This is a genomic window from Sphingomonas rubra, from assembly GCF_900115745.1.
GTDB lineage: Bacteria > Pseudomonadota > Alphaproteobacteria > Sphingomonadales > Sphingomonadaceae > Sphingomonas > Sphingomonas rubra.
Genome location: NZ_FOXP01000007.1, coordinates 100,336 through 116,209 on the forward strand (window position 1 = coordinate 100,336; position 15,874 = coordinate 116,209).

The 15,874-nt window shown below is 69.6% G+C and carries 13 protein-coding genes; 6 read left to right on the plus strand and 7 right to left on the minus strand.

Annotation, left to right across the window (positions count from 1 at the left end):
• Positions 1 to 163: 163 nt before the first annotated feature.
• Complete coding sequence (locus tag BM145_RS10070) at positions 164 to 1,975, minus strand: ABC transporter transmembrane domain-containing protein (protein WP_093333518.1); 1,812 nt, start codon at positions 1,973 to 1,975, stop codon at positions 164 to 166.
• Positions 1,976 to 2,148: 173 nt separating this feature from the next.
• Here BM145_RS10070 and BM145_RS10075 point away from each other — a divergent pair, with 173 nt between their 5' ends.
• Positions 2,149 to 3,366, plus strand: a complete 1,218-nt coding sequence (locus BM145_RS10075; RefSeq protein WP_093333519.1) for a polyhydroxyalkanoate depolymerase — start codon at positions 2,149 to 2,151, stop codon at positions 3,364 to 3,366.
• Between the two features lie 59 nt (positions 3,367 to 3,425).
• Here BM145_RS10075 and BM145_RS10080 read toward each other — a convergent pair whose 3' ends face one another.
• The 3 genes from BM145_RS10080 to BM145_RS10090 all read right to left on the minus strand — a co-directional run bounded on the left by BM145_RS10080 (position 3,426) and on the right by BM145_RS10090 (position 5,994).
• Positions 3,426 to 3,902, minus strand: a complete 477-nt coding sequence (locus BM145_RS10080; RefSeq protein WP_093333520.1) for a pyridoxamine 5'-phosphate oxidase family protein — start codon at positions 3,900 to 3,902, stop codon at positions 3,426 to 3,428.
• Between the two features lie 404 nt (positions 3,903 to 4,306).
• Positions 4,307 to 5,482: an acetyl-CoA C-acyltransferase gene (locus BM145_RS10085; protein WP_093333521.1), complete on the minus strand. Its 1,176-nt coding sequence runs from the start codon at positions 5,480 to 5,482 to the stop codon at positions 4,307 to 4,309.
• A gap of 56 nt (positions 5,483 to 5,538) precedes the next feature.
• Entirely contained in the window at positions 5,539 to 5,994 is a 456-nt protein-coding gene (locus BM145_RS10090) for a MaoC family dehydratase (RefSeq protein WP_093333522.1), read from the minus strand.
• A gap of 92 nt (positions 5,995 to 6,086) precedes the next feature.
• Between BM145_RS10090 and putA the strand changes: the two genes are divergently transcribed.
• The 3 genes from putA (at position 6,087) to BM145_RS10105 (ending at position 10,362) form a co-directional block, all read left to right on the plus strand.
• Positions 6,087 to 9,128: a bifunctional proline dehydrogenase/L-glutamate gamma-semialdehyde dehydrogenase PutA gene (gene putA, locus BM145_RS10095; RefSeq protein ID WP_093333523.1), complete on the plus strand. Its 3,042-nt coding sequence runs from the start codon at positions 6,087 to 6,089 to the stop codon at positions 9,126 to 9,128.
• Between the two features lie 645 nt (positions 9,129 to 9,773).
• Entirely contained in the window at positions 9,774 to 10,091 is a 318-nt protein-coding gene (locus BM145_RS10100) for a DMT family transporter (RefSeq protein WP_093333524.1), read from the plus strand.
• A 19-nt stretch (positions 10,092 to 10,110) separates the two neighbouring features.
• Positions 10,111 to 10,362 (plus strand): CBU_0592 family membrane protein, encoded by a 252-nt coding sequence (locus BM145_RS10105; RefSeq protein WP_093333525.1) that lies wholly within the window; start codon positions 10,111 to 10,113, stop codon positions 10,360 to 10,362.
• Between the two features lie 18 nt (positions 10,363 to 10,380).
• On the opposite strand, the gene BM145_RS10110 is transcribed toward BM145_RS10105, so the two are convergent.
• Genes BM145_RS10110 through BM145_RS10120 form a run of 3 tightly spaced genes read right to left on the minus strand, consistent with a single transcriptional unit; the run spans position 10,381 to position 13,359 of the window.
• Positions 10,381 to 11,118 (minus strand): hypothetical protein, encoded by a 738-nt coding sequence (locus BM145_RS10110; RefSeq protein WP_093333526.1) that lies wholly within the window; start codon positions 11,116 to 11,118, stop codon positions 10,381 to 10,383.
• 36 nt (positions 11,119 to 11,154) lie between these two features.
• Positions 11,155 to 12,339, minus strand: a complete 1,185-nt coding sequence (locus BM145_RS10115; protein WP_093333527.1) for a mechanosensitive ion channel family protein — start codon at positions 12,337 to 12,339, stop codon at positions 11,155 to 11,157.
• Positions 12,340 to 12,345: 6 nt separating this feature from the next.
• Positions 12,346 to 13,359 (minus strand): DNA topoisomerase IB, encoded by a 1,014-nt coding sequence (locus tag BM145_RS10120; protein WP_093333528.1) that lies wholly within the window; start codon positions 13,357 to 13,359, stop codon positions 12,346 to 12,348.
• 165 nt (positions 13,360 to 13,524) lie between these two features.
• Here BM145_RS10120 and BM145_RS10125 point away from each other — a divergent pair, with 165 nt between their 5' ends.
• Both BM145_RS10125 and BM145_RS10130 read left to right on the plus strand, forming a co-directional pair.
• Positions 13,525 to 14,136 (plus strand): hypothetical protein, encoded by a 612-nt coding sequence (locus BM145_RS10125; RefSeq protein ID WP_143090155.1) that lies wholly within the window; start codon positions 13,525 to 13,527, stop codon positions 14,134 to 14,136.
• 65 nt (positions 14,137 to 14,201) lie between these two features.
• Positions 14,202 to 15,758 (plus strand): spinster family MFS transporter, encoded by a 1,557-nt coding sequence (locus BM145_RS10130; protein ID WP_093333530.1) that lies wholly within the window; start codon positions 14,202 to 14,204, stop codon positions 15,756 to 15,758.
• Positions 15,759 to 15,874 lie beyond the last annotated feature (116 nt).

The window sequence follows — 15,874 nt, forward strand, 5'->3', positions numbered from 1 at the left end:
TGATCGAAGACCGACGTTGTTGCAGCAGATATGTACCCCGGCGGAGGCCGGGGCCCAGTAGCGGAGGTCTACTTGGCGGTCGTGCCGACCCCGCCACCATGGTCCTCCATCTGGGCCCCGGCCTTCGCCGGGGTCCTGGCCGGAGCGGATCAGCGCGGACTTGTCAGGCCGCCTCGTCGAACTGGAGGCGGGCGAGGCGCGCGTAGAGGCCGCCTCTGGCGATCAGGCCGGCATGGTCGCCCTGCTCGACGATGCGGCCCTCGTCCATCACGACGATGCGGGCGGCGGCGCGGACGGTGGCGAGGCGGTGAGCGATGACCAGGGTGGTGCGGTGCGCCATGAGGCGTTCCAGCGCCTGCTGGACCAGCCGCTCGCTCTCCGCGTCCAGCGCGCTGGTCGCCTCGTCGAGGAGGAGGATCGGGGCGTCGCGCAGCAGCGCGCGGGCGATGGTGAGGCGCTGGCGCTGGCCGCCGGACAGGCGCGCGCCGCCCTCGCCCAGATAGGTGTCGAGGCCGTCGGGCAGGCGGCGGAGGAAGTCGGCGGCGTTGGCGGCCTCCGCGGCGTTCCACAGCGCGGCGTCGTCCGCCTCCCAGCGGCCGTAGCGGAGGTTGTCGCGGGCGGAGGCGGCGAAGATCACCGTTTCCTGCGGCACCATCGCGATGCGCGCGCGGACGGCGTGGGGGTCCGCCTCCGTCAGCGGCACGCCGTCGACCAGGACGCGGCCGGCTTCGGGATCGTAGAAGCGCTCGGCGAGCTGGAACAGCGTCGACTTGCCGGCGCCGGACGGACCGACCAACGCCACCGTCTCGCCGGGCCGCACGTCGAGCGTGAAATCGTCGAGGGCGGCGACCTCCGGCCGGGTGGGGTAGCGAAAACGGACCCCCTCGAAACGGATCGCGCCGGCCGCCGGCTCGGGCAGTGCGCGGGGGTGGGTGGGGGCGGCGATCTCCGGCACCTCGCGCGCCAGTTCGGCCAGGCGGCCGGCGGCGCCGGCACCGCGCAGCAGGTCGCCGTACACCTCGGTCAACGCGCCGAACGCGCCCGCGACGATGCCGCCGGTCAGCACGAAGGCGGCGATCGACCCGCCCGACAGGCGACCCGCGGCGACGTCGATCGCGCCCTCCCACAACACCAGCGTGATGGAGCCGAACACCAGGCCGATGACGATCGCGGTCATCACCGCGCGCAGGCCGTTGCGCTGCTTGGAGGCGTCGAACGTCGCTTCCACCGCGTCGCCGAAGCGGGCCGCCTCGCGCGTTTCCTGGCCGAATGCCTGGACGATGCGCATCGCGCCCAGCACTTCGGTGGTGATGGTGCCGACCTCCGCCACCCGGTCCTGCGAGGTGCGCGAGTAGGTGCGGACGCGCTTGCCCATCAGCGTCATCGGCAGGATGATGACGGGAATGCCGATCATCAGCAGGCCGGCGAGCTTGGGCGAGATGACGAACAGGTAGACGAGGCCGCCGACGCCGGTGAAGCTGTTGCGCAGCGCGACGGAGACGGTGCTGCCGACGATCAGCTCGATCAAGGCGGTATCCGACGTCAGGCGCGACGCGATCTCCGACGGGCGGTTCTCCTCGAAGAAGCGGGGGGAGAGGCGGAGCAGGTGGCGCTGCACCTCCGTCCGGATGTCGGCGACAACGCGCTCGCCCAGCCAGGAGACGTAGTAGAAGCGGATCGCGGTGGCGATCGCCAGCACCGCGACGATCATCAGCAGATAGTGGAAGGACGAGGCGAAGGCGTCCGCGTCGCTCGCCGCCGAGCCCACGAAGCCGCGGTCGATCACCCGCTTGAAGCCGTAGGGGATGCCGATCGTCGCTGCCGAGGTGGTGACGAGCGCCGCCCCGGCGATGGCGATCCGCCCGAGATAGCGGCGCGCGTGGCGCCAGACCATGCCGAGATCGCCGATGCGGCCGCTGGGGAGGCGATCGGCCTTGGGGGCGCCGGCGGGGCCGGGGAGCGGGGTGCTTGCCATGGCGTCCGCGCCTAGCAGGGCGGGGGAGGGGGCTCAATGTAAGGACCCTTCCCTGCCGGCGTCATGTCTGGTGACGGAGTGGCCGGGCATGCTCGCCCGCGCCCATGTTGCACTGCGGTGCGTTTGCGTTACCACCTCCCCGCCCTATTTCAGGGACCTGAGAAGGATAATCGATGCTCTACAACGCCTACGAGATGCAGCGTTCGATGCTGGCCGGTGCCAGCGCGATGGCCAATGTCGGCGCGGGCTGGTGGCGCAATCCGACGAACCCGTTCTCCTATGTCGGCGGCGGCGAGGTGATCGGGTCGGCGCTGGAGGTGTTCGCGCACGCCGCGGCGCCGCGTGGCAAGCCGGCGTTCGGGTTGACCGGCACGGTGGTCGACGGGCGCGAGGTGGCGGTCACGGAACAGATCGTGCTGCGCAAGCCGTTCGGGCAGTTGAAGCGCTTCGCCCGCGAGGGTGTGGAGGGCGGGCCGAAGCTGCTGATCGTCGCGCCGATGTCGGGCCATTACGCGACGCTGCTGCGCGGCACGGTGGAGCGGATGCTGCCGTTCGCCGACGTGCACATCACCGATTGGCGCGATGCCAAGCTGGTGCCGCTGGCGGACGGCCGGTTCGACCTGAACGATTACGTCGACTATCTGGTCGCGTTCCTGGAGGCGATGGGGCCGGGGAGCCACGTGCTGGCGGTGTGCCAGCCGTCGGTGCCCGCCTACGCCACCGCGGCGCTGATGAGCGCACAGGGCCACCCGTGCCGGCCGCGCACGCTGACCATGATGGGTGGCCCGGTCGACACGCGCCAGGCGCCGACGGCGGTCAACACGCTGGCGACCGAGCGGCCGCACGCCTGGTTCCAGCAGAACGTGATCGCGACGATCCCGGCCGGCTATCCGGGCGCGGGGCGGCGCGTCTATCCGGGCTTCCTGCAGCTCGCCGGCTTCATGTCGATGAACCTTGGCAATCACATGACCAGCCACTGGGAGATGTTCAAGCACTTGGTCGCGGGCGACGGCGAGAGCGCCGGCCAGACCAAGAATTTCTACGAGGAATATCGCTCGGTCTGCGACATGACGGCGGAATTCTACCTCCAGACGATCGACGTGGTGTTCCAGACGCACGCGCTGTCCAAGGGCGAGTATGTGCACCGCGGCGTGCGGATCGACCCGGCGGCGATCACCGACGTGGCGCTGCTGGCGATCGAGGGCGAGCGCGACGACATCTCCGGGCTGGGCCAGACCAGGGCGGCGCTGACGCTCGCCACGTCGCTGCCGGACGAGAAGAAGCGATATCTGATGGCAGAGGGGGTCGGCCATTACGGCATCTTCAACGGCTCCAAGTGGCGCGACCGGATCGCGCCGGTGGTGGAGCAGTGGATCGCCGCGCACACCTGACGCGGAAACGGCGCCGGTTTCGCGACCGGCGCCGTTGTCTTCTCACAGTCGTCGTCGGGTCAGCCCAGCGAATTGACCTTGGCGTGGCTGGACGATTCCTCCGCCTTGATCGTGCCGCCGAACAGCATCTTGAGGCGGCCGGACACGGCGACGTCGGTTTCCCACAGTTCGGCGGAATCGATGTCGAAACGGTTCAGGCGCGCATCGGCCTTGCCGTTGGGGAACCATGCCTCGACGCGGTTGTCCCACAGCTTGTCGAAGGTGGCCTGGTTCGTCTCCTCGCTGACGCGGCCGTGCAGGCAGCCGAAGAAATCGTGACCCTTGCCGACGAACTGCGCCATCGCCTCGCCGCCCTTGGCGATGCGGTTATCGCGGCCGGAGAAGACGAACAGCGTGTTGGGCTGATCGTCGTCGACCTTGGCGTTCATCGGCTCCGAATGCTGACCGTCCATCAGGCCGATCATGATAAAGGGGCTGTCCTTCAGCTTGGCGATGAACTTCTCGGCGACTTCCTGCGGGCTGTCGTGGTCGGCCATGATGCGCTCCTCTCGAATGGGTTCGGCGGGAGAACGAGGGGCGGGGGTGTTGGTTGCGACCTTGTTGTGGTGTGCGCCACCACAACAAGGCTCCGTTGTCGTGATCGACAAAGTGACCCATAGCTCCTGTCGGCGGCAATCCTGCTGCCGAACTCAAGGAGAAGCACATGAGCCTCGCAAGCTTGTGCATGATCCTTGGGCTGATGATCGCCTTCGCGACCTTGATCCTCAAGATCGTGGAGATGTCCCGGCCCAAGTAGCACGACGGGAGGGGCTCGGCCTGGCAGTCGGGCCCCGAACGAAAAACCCCGGCCGCTGGCACGACCGGGGTTCGTTCTTCTCAAGAAGCAAGCCTCATGAGCCTCGCAAAGTTTACATAGGCCAAATTGGCCTGATGTTCAACCTCACAGCACCTCGAACAGGCCGGCGGCACCCATGCCGCCGCCGACGCACATCGTCACGACGACGTATTTGGCGCCGCGGCGCTTGCCCTCGATCAGCGCGTGGCCGGTCATGCGCGCGCCCGACATGCCGTAGGGGTGACCGATCGAGATGGCGCCGCCGTTGACGTTCAGCAGCTCGTCGGGGATGCCGAGCTTGTCGCGGCAGTAGAGGACCTGCACCGCGAACGCCTCGTTCAGCTCCCACAGGCCGATATCGTCCATCTTCAGGCCGTTGCGCTCCAGCAGCTTGGGGATGGCGAAGACGGGGCCGATGCCCATCTCGTCGGGCTCGGTACCCGCCACCGCCATGCCGACGTAGCGGCCGAGCGGCTGCAAGCCGCGGCGCGACGCCTCCTGCTCACTCATCAGCACCGAGGCCGACGCCCCGTCGGAGAGCTGCGAGGCGTTGCCGGCGGTAATGGTGCCGCCCTCGATCACGGTCTTGAGGCTCCGCAGGCCCTCCAGGGTCGTGTCGGCGCGGTTGCCCTCGTCCTTGGAGAGGGTGACCTCCTTGTGCGAAACCTCCTTGGTCTCCTTGTTCACCACCGCCATCGTCGCGGTGACCGGCACGATCTCGTCGTCGAACTTGCCCGCGGCCTGAGCGGCGGCGGTGCGCTGCTGGGACTGGAGGCCGTAGGCGTCCATCGCCTCGCGATCGATGCCGTAACGCTTGGCGACGACCTCGGCGGTCTGGAGCATCGGCATGTAAATGTTCTTGTGCATCGCCAGCAGCTCGGGATCGGGGGCGATGTTCATCTTGGGCGTCTGCACCAGGCTGATCGAATCGACGCCGCCGCCGATCACCACGTCCATGCCGTCGACGATCACCTGCTTCGCCGCCGTCGCGATCGCCATCAGGCCGCTGGCGCACTGGCGGTCGAGCGACATGCCCGACACGGTGGTCGGCAGGCCGGCGCGGAGAAGGGCGGTGCGGGCGATGTTGCCCGCCTGGTGACCCTGCTGGAGCGCGGCGCCCCAGACGACGTCGTCGACCTCCTCGCCGCCCAGCTTGGCGCGCTCGACCGCGGCCTTGATCGCGTGGCTGGCGAGGGTGGGGGAGGGCAGGTTGTTGAACGCGCCGCGATAGGCGCGGCCGATCGGGGTGCGGGCGGTCGAGACGATAACGGCGGAGCGCATTTCAAAGTTCTCCAAGTTTGCGCGCATTGACGGCGCGGCAAGTTGACATATCGTGGTTAGACAAAAACTTGGCTGATCCACTCGGCGATGAGGGCGGGCTTGTCCTGCCCCTCGATCTCGACGGTGAACTCGACCGTCTGCTGGAACTGGCCGGGACGCTTCTCGTCGAACGACAAGAGCTTGAAGCGGCCGCGGACCTTGCTGCCCGAGGGAACGGGCGTGAGGAAGCGGACTTTGTTGCCACCGTAGTTGACGCCCATCTTGGCGCCCGCGATGCGGGGCATGTCCGCCTTGGAGGTCAGGAGCGGCATCAGCGAGAGCGTGAGGAAGCCGTGCGCGATCGTGCCGCCGAAGGGGGTCTGCGCGGCGCGTTCGGGATCGACGTGGATGAACTGGTGATCGCCGGTCGCCTCGGCGAACCGGTCGATCATCGCCTGGCTCACCTCGATCCAGTCGGAAACCGATTCCGCGCCGACCTGTGCCTTCATCTCGTCGGGCGTCAGGCTCGGCATGGCAATCCTCGGGCGTTTTGGGGTAGGCGCGGGCCATCCTCTAGGCCGCGCGGGCCCGTTCCTGCAAGCCTCACCGCACCGGAAGCTCGACAATGACCACCGCCGTAACGTCCGCCGCCCGTGAAACCATGGCCAAGCTGTACCGCGCGCCCGAACCCGATGTTCTAAAATCGCTGCTCGACCGTGCCGCGACGCCGCCCGAATCACGTGCGCGGATCACCGATACCGCCTCGGGCCTGCTCGCCGACCTGCGCGCGGCGCAGAACCGGGGTTGGGTGAACCAGTTCCTCCAGGAATATCGGCTCAACTCGGACGAGGGCGTGGCGCTGCTGAGCCTCGCCGAGGCGTTCCTGCGGGTGCCCGATCCGGAGACGGCCGATCTGCTGATCGCCGACAAGCTGGGCGACGCCGACTGGCGCGCACATGCGGGACAATCGAACAGCCGGCTGGTCAACACCGCGACCTGGGGGCTGGTGGTCGGCCGCGCGCTGGTCGGCGAGGGACCGGCGGGGCCGCTGAAGCGGCTCATCAGCCGCGCGGGCGAGCCGTTCGTCCGCTCGGGCGTGGGCGCCGCGATGAAGATGATGGGCGAGATCTTCGTGATGGGCCGCACCATCGACGAGGCGATGCGGCGGATGAAGAAGCCGGAGAACAAGGGCTTTACCGCGAGCTTCGACATGCTGGGCGAGGCGGCGCGGACCTATGCCGACGCCGAGCGCTACTTCGACGCGTACAAGGGCGCGATCGACGCGGTCGGCAGCGATCCGGCGGCGGGGCACTCGGTGTCGGTCAAGCTGTCGGCGCTCCACCCGCGCTACGAGGTCGCGCGCTGGGACAGCTGCGTCCCCGCGCTCGCTGACATGCTGCGCCAGCTGGCGGAGCAGGCGGCGGGCAAGGGCATCGCGCTGACCGTCGACGCGGAGGAGAGCGAACGGCTGGAGATGAGCCTGGACATCATCGGGCGCGTCGCGGCGCTGCCGTCGCTGAAGGGTTGGGACGGGTTCGGCATGGCGGTGCAGGCGTACGGCAAGCGTGCGCGGCCGGTGGTCGCCTGGGCCAACGGGCTGGACCGGCTGATGAACGTGCGCCTCGTCAAGGGTGCCTATTGGGATTCGGAGATCAAGCGGACGCAGGTCGAGGGGCTGGCGGACTATCCGCTGTTCACGCGCAAGGCGGCGACCGACGTGTCGTACCTGGCGGTCGCGCGCGACATGCTGGACGCGGAGAACATCCGCCCGGCCTTTGCGAGCCACAACGCGCTGACCGTGGCGACAATCATCGAGTGGGCGGGCAATGCCCGCGATTTCGAGTTCCAGCGGCTGCACGGCATGGGCGACGGGCTGTACGAGCGGCTGGTGCGCGAGCGGGGATACCATACGCGCATCTACGCGCCGGTGGGCGGGCACCGCGACCTGCTGGCCTATCTCGTGCGGCGGCTGTTGGAGAACGGGGCGAATTCGTCGTTCGTGCACCAGTTGGCGGACGAGCGCTTGTCGGAGGCCGATATTCTGGCGGACCCGGTGGCGAAGATCGCAGGCGTCGGGGGATCGCGGCACCCGTCGATCCCGTTGCCGGTCGATCTGTTCAAGGCGGCGGACGGGCATCGGAACTCGATGGGGCTGGACCTGAGCGACCGGCCGACGCTGGAGCGGATGGTGGGGGTGGTGAACGCGCCGCTTCGCAACCAACCCGGCGAGGGTCGGGGTCCAGCATCGGGCGACTCGCAACTGGACCCCGGCCTTCGCCGGGGTGGTGAAGAGGTGCGCGACGCGGTCAGCCGTGCACATGCGGCGTTTCCGGCCTGGAACGCCACGCCCGTCGACGCGCGCGCGGCGTGCCTGGAGCGGCTCGCCGACCTGCTGGAGGAGCACCGCGACGAGCTGATGGCGATCTGCGTGCAGGAGGCCAAGAAGAGCATCCCCGACGCGATCGGCGAGGTGCGCGAGGCGGCGGACTTCTGCCGCTACTACGCGGTCGAGGCGCGGCGGCGGTTGCAAGCGGTCGAGCTGCCGGGGCCGACGGGGGAGCGGAACATGCTCCATGTCGAGGGGCGCGGCGTGTGGGCGACGGTGGCGCCGTGGAACTTCCCGCTCGCCATCTTTCTCGGGCAGACGGCGGCGGCGTTGGTCGCGGGGAACACGGTCGTGGCCAAGCCGGCGCCGCAGACGCCGCTGATCGCACGCCGCGCGGTGGAGCTGGCGCACGAGGCGGGGGTGCCCGCCGACGCGCTGGTGCTCGTCACCGGCGGGCCGGAGGTCGGCCAGGCGCTGACCGAGGACGTGCGCGTGATGGGCGTCGCCTTCACCGGATCGACCGCGACCGCCAAGCGGATCGCGCGCACGCTGGTGCAGGACGACGACCAGGAAGGACCGGGGCGCCCGATCGTGCCGCTGATCGCCGAGACCGGCGGGATCAACGCGATGATCGTCGACTCGACCGCTCTCCCCGAGCAGGTGGTCGCCGACGTCGTCACCTCCGCGTTCCGCTCGGCGGGTCAGCGCTGCTCGGCGCTCCGGCTGCTGCTGGTGCAGGAGGACGTGGCGGACGGGCTGATCGAGATGCTGAAGGGCGCGATGGACACGCTGACGGTCGGCGATCCGGGCGATCCGGCGACCGATGTGGGGCCGGTGATCGACCGGGCCGCCTTCGACCGGCTGATGAACTATCGCGAGCAGGTCCGCGACCGTTGGATCAAGACGGTCGACGCGCCCACGGAAGGGCTGTTCGTGCCGCCGACGGCGATCCGGCTCGGGTCGGTCGAGGAGCTGAACCAGGAATGGTTCGGGCCGCTGCTCCACATCGCGACGTGGAAGGCGGGCGAGTTGCGCGAGACGATCGCGCGGGTCAACGCCAAGGGATACGGGCTGACCATGGGCCTGCACAGCCGCATCGCCCGTGCGGCCGAAGTGGCGGAGGCAGAGGCGGCGGTCGGCAACCTCTACGTCAACCGGTCGATGATCGGCGCGGTGGTGGGGTCGCAGCCGTTCGGCGGCGAGGGGCTGTCGGGCACCGGGCCCAAGGCGGGCGGCCCGCACTATCTCTATCGCTTCACCGCGGAACGTGCGGTGTCGGTCGACACGACCAGCGCCGGGGGCAACGCGACGCTGCTGAGCCTGGACGAGGGAGGTATCTAGGATCGGACCCGGTCACTTCCGCTCGTCCTCGCCCCTCGCTGCCCTAGGGCGGATCGACATTCAGCGCTGCGCCTCATCATCCACCCCGGCGAAGGCGAGACCTCTGCGAAACTCCTCGAAGGGCAATTCTTCTTCGTCACCCCGGACCTTTCGACAGGCTCAAGACAGGCTTGATCCGGGGTCCATGGCGCCGCGAAATCAACAGCTTATTGGTTTGCGGCACGGTGGATGCCGGAACAAGTCCGGCATGACGAAGGAGTTTCGCAGAGGTCTTGCGAGGGCCGGGGTCCAGCTGTGAGATGCGAACGGTCGGTCGTTGCGCCTCTTCCACGACCTTCCCGACTGGACCCCGGCCTTCGCCGGGGTGGAAAACTGCCGAATGTGTCCTGGGCGTCCTTTTCTCTCGTCAGGAGAGAGGGAGCCGTAATCGGGCCTGCGGGTGATCGCTCGTCCGGCGAGGTGGTGTCGGGGCGGGGCGGGTGTCGGCGCGCTCCAGCCGGTGACGGCGTGAGCATGGTCCGCGGTCGGCGGGCGCTTGAAAGCGGCGATGCCGGGCCCTAGCTGCTCTTCCGCGGCGACCACGTTCCCGCCCCGTCATGGGTATCAAGACCGGGACGGCCCGGCGGCTCTCGTGAGGAGGCTGTCGTGGCGTGGATCGTGTTGGTGGTGGCCGGGTTGTTCGAAGTGGTCTGGGCGTCGGCGATGAAGCAGTCGCATGGCTTCACGCGGCCGTGGCCGACCGTCGTGATGATCGTCGGCATGCTCGTCAGCTTCGGGCTGCTGTCTTGGTCGATGCGGACGCTGCCGCTGGGGACGGCCTATACCGTGTGGACGGGAATCGGCGGGATCGGGGCGTTCGCGGTCGGCGTGCTGGTGCTGGGCGAGGCGCTGTCGCCCGCGCGGCTGATGGCGGCGGGGCTGATCGTCGGCGGGCTGGTGCTGATGAAACTGGCGACGCCGTGACGTCGATCAAGGAGACGAGATGGCTCTGCCAGACGTGATCGGCCTGCTCGGCGTGGCCGCCTATATCAGCGCCTATGCCCTGCTCCAGCTGGAGAAACTGGGGAGCAGCGATACCCGCTACCTGGTGCTGAACGGATTGGGATCGGGGCTGATCCTAGTGTCGCTGTTCTACAGCTTCAACCTGCCGTCGTTCATCACCCAGGCGCTGTGGCTGGTGTTCACGGTGGTCGGCGTCGTGCGGGCGCGGGGCAAGGCGCGCGCGGGCGGGTAGATTCTACGGCATCGCGGGTCAGCGTGCGCGCATGCCCGCGCTGGTCCAGTCGAAGCGGATGCGGACCCAGGCGCCGATCATCGGCTTGCCGCCCATGCGCGGCGGCAGGATGCGGAACTGCCACGCGGCCTGGCGCATCGCGCGGGCGAGGCCGGAGCCGGGCGGTCCCTCGCCGAGCGTCCGGCAGTTCTCCACCTGATTGTCGGGGATGGTGCGGCACGCGATCATCGCCCAGCTGTCGGCCGGGACGCCGCGCGGCAGATAGCCGTTGAGCTCGGCGTCGCGCGGCTCGCGTTCCCATTCGGCGCCGTAGAGCCGCTCGCCACCGGGCCCCGCGCCGGGGCCGTAGGCGGCGACGCTGTCGGCCTGGTGGCGGTCGGGCGACGCTTCCCCCGCCTGACGCGGTACGGTGCCGAGGTCGAAGTCGAGCGCCAGCATCCCCGGCGTGGTCGCGACCGGCGGTGCGGGGATCGGCGAGGGGGTGGGAACGCGGAGCGGCGGTGCCGGCCGCGGGGTGCTGCTGCTGCGCCGTTCGGCCTCGGCGGCGCGGGTGGCCGCGGGGGCGGCCGCCGCGCCGGGGGCGGGGGCGACGTCGAAGGTGGTGAGCGTCGGCTCGTCCGTGCTCGGGGTCCAGGAAGGGCCGAGATGGAGCAGCAGCCAGGCGAGCAGCAGGTGCGCGGCGACCGTCAGCGCGATCGCGGTCGCGCGCCGCCGCGGGCTGCGGTCACCGTACCGGGAAGAGGAGACCGCGGGCATCGGCGCGGTGTTAGAACATCGATGCCCGCGGCGAAATCAGGAAGCGAGCGACCGGTCGATCTGCACCGGCTGGACCTGCGCGTAGGGCATCACCAGCGTGCCGTCCGGGGCGGCGGTGTAGGTCGTCTGGGTGGGATAGGGGATGCTGATCTTCTCCGCGGCGAAGCGGCGGATGACGCCGACCATCGCCTTGTCGCGCGTGGCGTGCGCCGTCGGCCAATCGTCGCCCGGCACGTCGAACTGGACCACGAAGTCGAGCGAGGAGGCGCCGAAGCTCTCGAACGAGGCGCGCGCGACCGTGCCGCCGGCCTCCTCGAACACTTCGCGCAGCATCTGCGGCACGCGTTCCAGCGTGTCGGGCGGCGTCTCGTAGGCGACGCCGATCGTCAGCGTGACGCGGATGTGATCGCGATTGGAGATGTTCTGGATCTCCTTGTCGAGCAGCTGGCGGTTGGAGATGATGCGGATCTCGCCGCCGAACGATCGGATGCGCGTGGATTTCAGGCCGATCCCCTCGATCACGCCCAGCGTCTGGTCGTACTGGACCTTGTCGCCGCGGCGAAAGGGGCGGTCGAAGATGATCGCGAGCGCGGCGAACAGGTCCGCGAAGATGCCCTGGGCGGCGAGGCCGATGGCGATGCCGCCGACGCCGAGCCCCGCGACCAGGCCGGTCACGTTGACGCCGAGATTGTCGAGCACCACGACCAGCGCGATCGCGAACAGCGCGAAGGTGACGAGCAGGCGGATCAGCCCCATCGCCGACAACAGCGCCTCGCCCTGATAGTTCTGCGCCTGGGTGCGGTGCTCGATCGCGCCCAGCACGATCTCCCGCACCCAGATCGCCGCCTGGAACACGGACGCGATGGTCCACAGGAAATTGACGGTGGTCCCGATCTGGTCGGGCGCGCCCGCGTAGCCGACGACCAGCTTGATCGACAGCATCAGGATGAAGAAATTGTTGGTCCTGACCAGCGCCCGGCCGATGATCGAGAACCAGCCCGCGCGCCCGTCGGGATCGCGCGCGGCGAGACGGCCGGCGAAGCGTCGCGCGCTGTGCAGCGCGATCACGATCGTCGCGCCGATCGCGACGGCGATCAGGATCTGCAGCCAGTGCGTGTGGAACCAGGCGATGCTGGCGGTGACCAGCCCCTGGGTCTGTCCGGTCAGGGCATCGGCGTCGAAGATGGGCGCGGCGGCGTTGCCGGCGGAGGCGTTGGACATGAGGGGTCAGGCGGCTTTCTTGCGGCTGGTTTCTAGAACGGGCTGGATGCTTTCCAGAAAGGCGATCAGCCCGCGCTCCTCGCGCGACAGGTAGCGGTTCTTGCGCGGCAGCTTGACGCTGCGGCGGAACGCGGACTGCCCCTTCTTGACCAGCGCGATCAGCGAGGGGTGGACGTAGCTCTTGCGCGCGATCGCGGGCGTGTTGCCGAGGCGGGCGACGACGGGTTCCAGCATCGCCTTGAGGCTCAAATCCGCCTCCGCGCCCGCCAGCGCCTCGAACGCGCAGACGCTGGCGGCGAAGGTGCGGAAGTTCTTGGCGGTGAAGTCGGTGCCGCTGGCACGCTTGATATAGTCGTTGACGTCCGACGAGGTCACGGGCTGCGCTTCCCCCCGCTCGTCGAGCCAGGCGAAGAGGTGCTGCTCGTCCAGGTCCTGCATCTTGCGCACGGTGGAGGCGAGCGAGCGGTCGGTGATCCTGAGGTTGCGGACCTTGCCCGACTTGCCCTTGTACTGGAGCTTCAGCGTGGCGCCCTTCACCTCGCCATGGCGTTTGCGCAGGGTGGTCGCGCCGAAGCTGTTGTTGGCCTCCGCATAGGCCTCGTTGCCGACGCGGATGTCGCCGCCGTCGAGCAGGCGGACGACCGCGGCGATGGCGCGGTCCTTGGACAAGGTGCGTCGGCGCAGGTCCGCCTCGACCTGTTTGCGGATCTTGGGCAGCGCGTGGCCGAAATCGGCGCAGCGTTCGTACTTGGCCGCCTCCTGCGCCTCGCGGAAGTCGGGGTGGTAGCGATATTGCTTGCGGCCCTTGTCGTCCCAGCCGACCGCCTGGATGTGGCCATTGGCGCGCGGGCAGTACCAGGCGTCGGTATAGGCGGGGGGCAGGCCGACCGCGTTGAGCCGGTCGATCTCGTCGCGATCGGTGATCCGATCGCCCTTGGCGTCGTGATAGGCCCAGCCATTGCGTACCTTGGTGCGGGTGATCCCCGGCTTGGAATCGTCGCAGTACACGATCTTGGGCATCTTACCGGTCGGGCTCCGCTGGAGTTCTTTCAAGCCAATGCGTGGCCCCTGGCGTTCGTTCCGGTGCGGCGCCGTCGGACGGCAGGTGCGTAACGGCGCGTCGAATTTTCGCCGTTACGCCCGCGTTAACCAGCGGCTAGGATGAGACGGTCACAGGACTTGTCGATGGAACGACTCCCTCCCACCGGCCCGATCGCCTTTCCCTGGAGACGGGGAGGGCGGGCGATACTGCCGGTGTGGGGCGGCGTGCTGGGGGCCGTGGCGGGGATGGGGATCGTCCTGGCCTTGCCGGGCGAAGCGCTGGCGCGGCTGGTCGACGCCGGTGGCCTGATCGGTTGGCGGTCCGACGAGGCGGCGCGGGCGGCGGTCGCGGGCGTCGCCGCGCTGCTCGGCGGGGCGGTGGCCTGGTCGGTGCTGTTCCTGCTGTTCGGGCGCGGCGGGCCGTTTCACCGTGCCCCGGCGGGATCGGCGTCGAGGCGGCCGTCGGTGCGCCGTGCCGACGCGCATCCGGATGCGCCGCCGCGCCATCCGATGGCCGCGGCCGAACTCGGCACGCCGCCGTCGCCGCCGCCACCGCCCGAGCGCGGGCTGCCCGACGATCTCGACCAGCCGCTCGCCGCCTTCGATCCCGGCGCGATCCCGGCGGTGCCGCGAATGGCGGTGCGCCCGGTTGCGTCGGGCACGCACGGCCCCGCGCCGCTGCCGCGCAACGACGATCCGTCGCCCAGCATCGCCGCGCTGATCGACCGGGGAGCGCGCCGCCGCCTGCACGGGTAGCGGGATAAGCGCTTGTTCGCGGGGGCGCGTCTGATACCCTCCGGGTCGACGACCGGGGAGGAAGCATGGATACCGCCGCGCCACCGGCGACGCACGCGTCGCGCTATGCCTGGTACGTACTGGGCATCCTGTTCCTGGTGTACGTGCTGAACTTCGTCGACCGGCAGATCATCTCGATCCTGGCGGAGGACATCAAGCGCGACCTGCACTTGCGCGACGAGGACCTGGGCTTCCTGTACGGCACCGCGTTCGGCGTGTTCTACTCGCTGTTCGGCATTCCGCTCGGGCGTTTGGCGGACAATTGGCATCGCGGGCGGCTGATGGTGATCGGGCTGGCGCTGTGGTCGACCATGACGGCACTGTCCGGGCTGTCGCGGACCGGTGGGCATTTGGCGGCGGCGCGGATCGGCGTCGGCATCGGCGAGGCGACGGCGAGCCCATCAGCCTATTCGCTGATCTCCGACTGGTTTCCCAAGCGGCTGCGCGCGACGGCGCTGTCGATCTACTCGGCCGGGCTCTACGTCGGCGGCGGCTGCTCGCTGTTCATCGGCGGGCTGATCGTGCAGAATTGGAACCGCGCCTATCCGGACGGCGGCCCATGGGGGCTGGCCGGCTGGCAGGCGGCGTTCCTGGCGGTCGGCCTGCCCGGACTGCTGGTGGCGGCGTGGATCGCGACGCTGCGCGAGCCGGTGCGCGGCGCGGTGGAGGGGCTGCCCCCGCCCGACCGGCACCCGGCGCCCTTCGCCGAGTTCGGGCGCGAGCTGGTCACCATCGTGCCGCCGTTGACGCTGATCGGGGCGGCGCAAGGCGGGGCAAAGGCGCTGGCGGTCAACCTGCTGGCGCTGGGGCTGACGGTGGCGGCGGTCGCCGGGCTGGTCGCGATCGGCGAGCCGTGGCCGCAATGGACCGCGGTCGGCATCGGCGTCTACGCGGTGTTCTCCTGGGGGTGCGCGCTGAGGCGCCGCGATCCCGCGACGTTCGCGCTGATCGTCGCGACGCCGGCGTTCGTGCTGACGGTGGTCGCGTACGGGCTGAACGCGTTCATGGCCTATGCGGCGAGCTTCTGGGCCGCGCCGTACGCGCTCAGGGTGCTGGGCGCGGCGCCGTCGAGCGCGGGATTCTTCCTGGGCGCGGCCGGCGCGCTGGGCGGCTTCGTCGGCGTGACGCTGGGCGGCATCGTCGCGGACCGGCTGCGGCGGCGCAATCCGGCCGGGCGGCTGGTGGTGGTGATCTTCGGTGCGGTGGTGCCGGTGCCCTTCCTGGTCGCGGGCTTCACCGCCACATCGACGGCGCTGCTCTATCCGATGCTGTTCCTGGCGCAGGTGACGGCGAGTTGCGCGCTGGGTGCGGCGGCGGCGACGACGCAGGACCTAGTGTTGCCGCGGATGCGGGGCACGGCGACCGCGACCTTCTTCATCGGCACGACGCTGCTGGGGCTGGCGCTGGGGCCGTATCTGGCGGGGCGCGTGTCGACGTTGTCGGGCAGCCTGTCGACGGGGATGCTGTCGCTGCTCGCCAGCGTGCCGATCACGCTCGCCTGCGCGGTCGCCGCCTACCGGCTGGTCCCCGCCGCCGAGGTGTCGCGCGAGGCACGGGCGCGGGCGGTGGGAGAGGCGATCTAGCACCGGTCGACGTTCACGTCTTGCCACCCCGGCCTTCGCGAGACCTCTGCGAAACTACTTCGTCATGCCGGACCCCTCGACAGAGCTCGGGAGAGCCTTGTTCCGGCATCCACCGT

What these genes read in the sequence shown, in the direction of transcription:
- BM145_RS10070 (WP_093333518.1), bottom strand. Translation starts at nt 1,975, where the DNA reads ATGGCAAGCACCCCGCTCCCCGGCCCCGCCGGCGCCCCCAAGGCCGAT.
- BM145_RS10075 (WP_093333519.1), top strand. Translation starts at nt 2,149, where the DNA reads ATGCTCTACAACGCCTACGAGATGCAGCGTTCGATGCTGGCCGGTGCC.
- BM145_RS10080 (WP_093333520.1), bottom strand. Translation starts at nt 3,902, where the DNA reads ATGGCCGACCACGACAGCCCGCAGGAAGTCGCCGAGAAGTTCATCGCC.
- BM145_RS10085 (WP_093333521.1), bottom strand. Translation starts at nt 5,482, where the DNA reads ATGCGCTCCGCCGTTATCGTCTCGACCGCCCGCACCCCGATCGGCCGC.
- BM145_RS10090 (WP_093333522.1), bottom strand. Translation starts at nt 5,994, where the DNA reads ATGCCGAGCCTGACGCCCGACGAGATGAAGGCACAGGTCGGCGCGGAA.
- putA (WP_093333523.1), top strand. Translation starts at nt 6,087, where the DNA reads ATGACCACCGCCGTAACGTCCGCCGCCCGTGAAACCATGGCCAAGCTG.
- BM145_RS10105 (WP_093333525.1), top strand. Translation starts at nt 10,111, where the DNA reads ATGGCTCTGCCAGACGTGATCGGCCTGCTCGGCGTGGCCGCCTATATC.
- BM145_RS10110 (WP_093333526.1), bottom strand. Translation starts at nt 11,118, where the DNA reads ATGCCCGCGGTCTCCTCTTCCCGGTACGGTGACCGCAGCCCGCGGCGG.
- BM145_RS10115 (WP_093333527.1), bottom strand. Translation starts at nt 12,339, where the DNA reads ATGTCCAACGCCTCCGCCGGCAACGCCGCCGCGCCCATCTTCGACGCC.
- BM145_RS10120 (WP_093333528.1), bottom strand. Translation starts at nt 13,359, where the DNA reads ATGCCCAAGATCGTGTACTGCGACGATTCCAAGCCGGGGATCACCCGC.
- BM145_RS10125 (WP_143090155.1), top strand. Translation starts at nt 13,525, where the DNA reads ATGGAACGACTCCCTCCCACCGGCCCGATCGCCTTTCCCTGGAGACGG.
- BM145_RS10130 (WP_093333530.1), top strand. Translation starts at nt 14,202, where the DNA reads ATGGATACCGCCGCGCCACCGGCGACGCACGCGTCGCGCTATGCCTGG.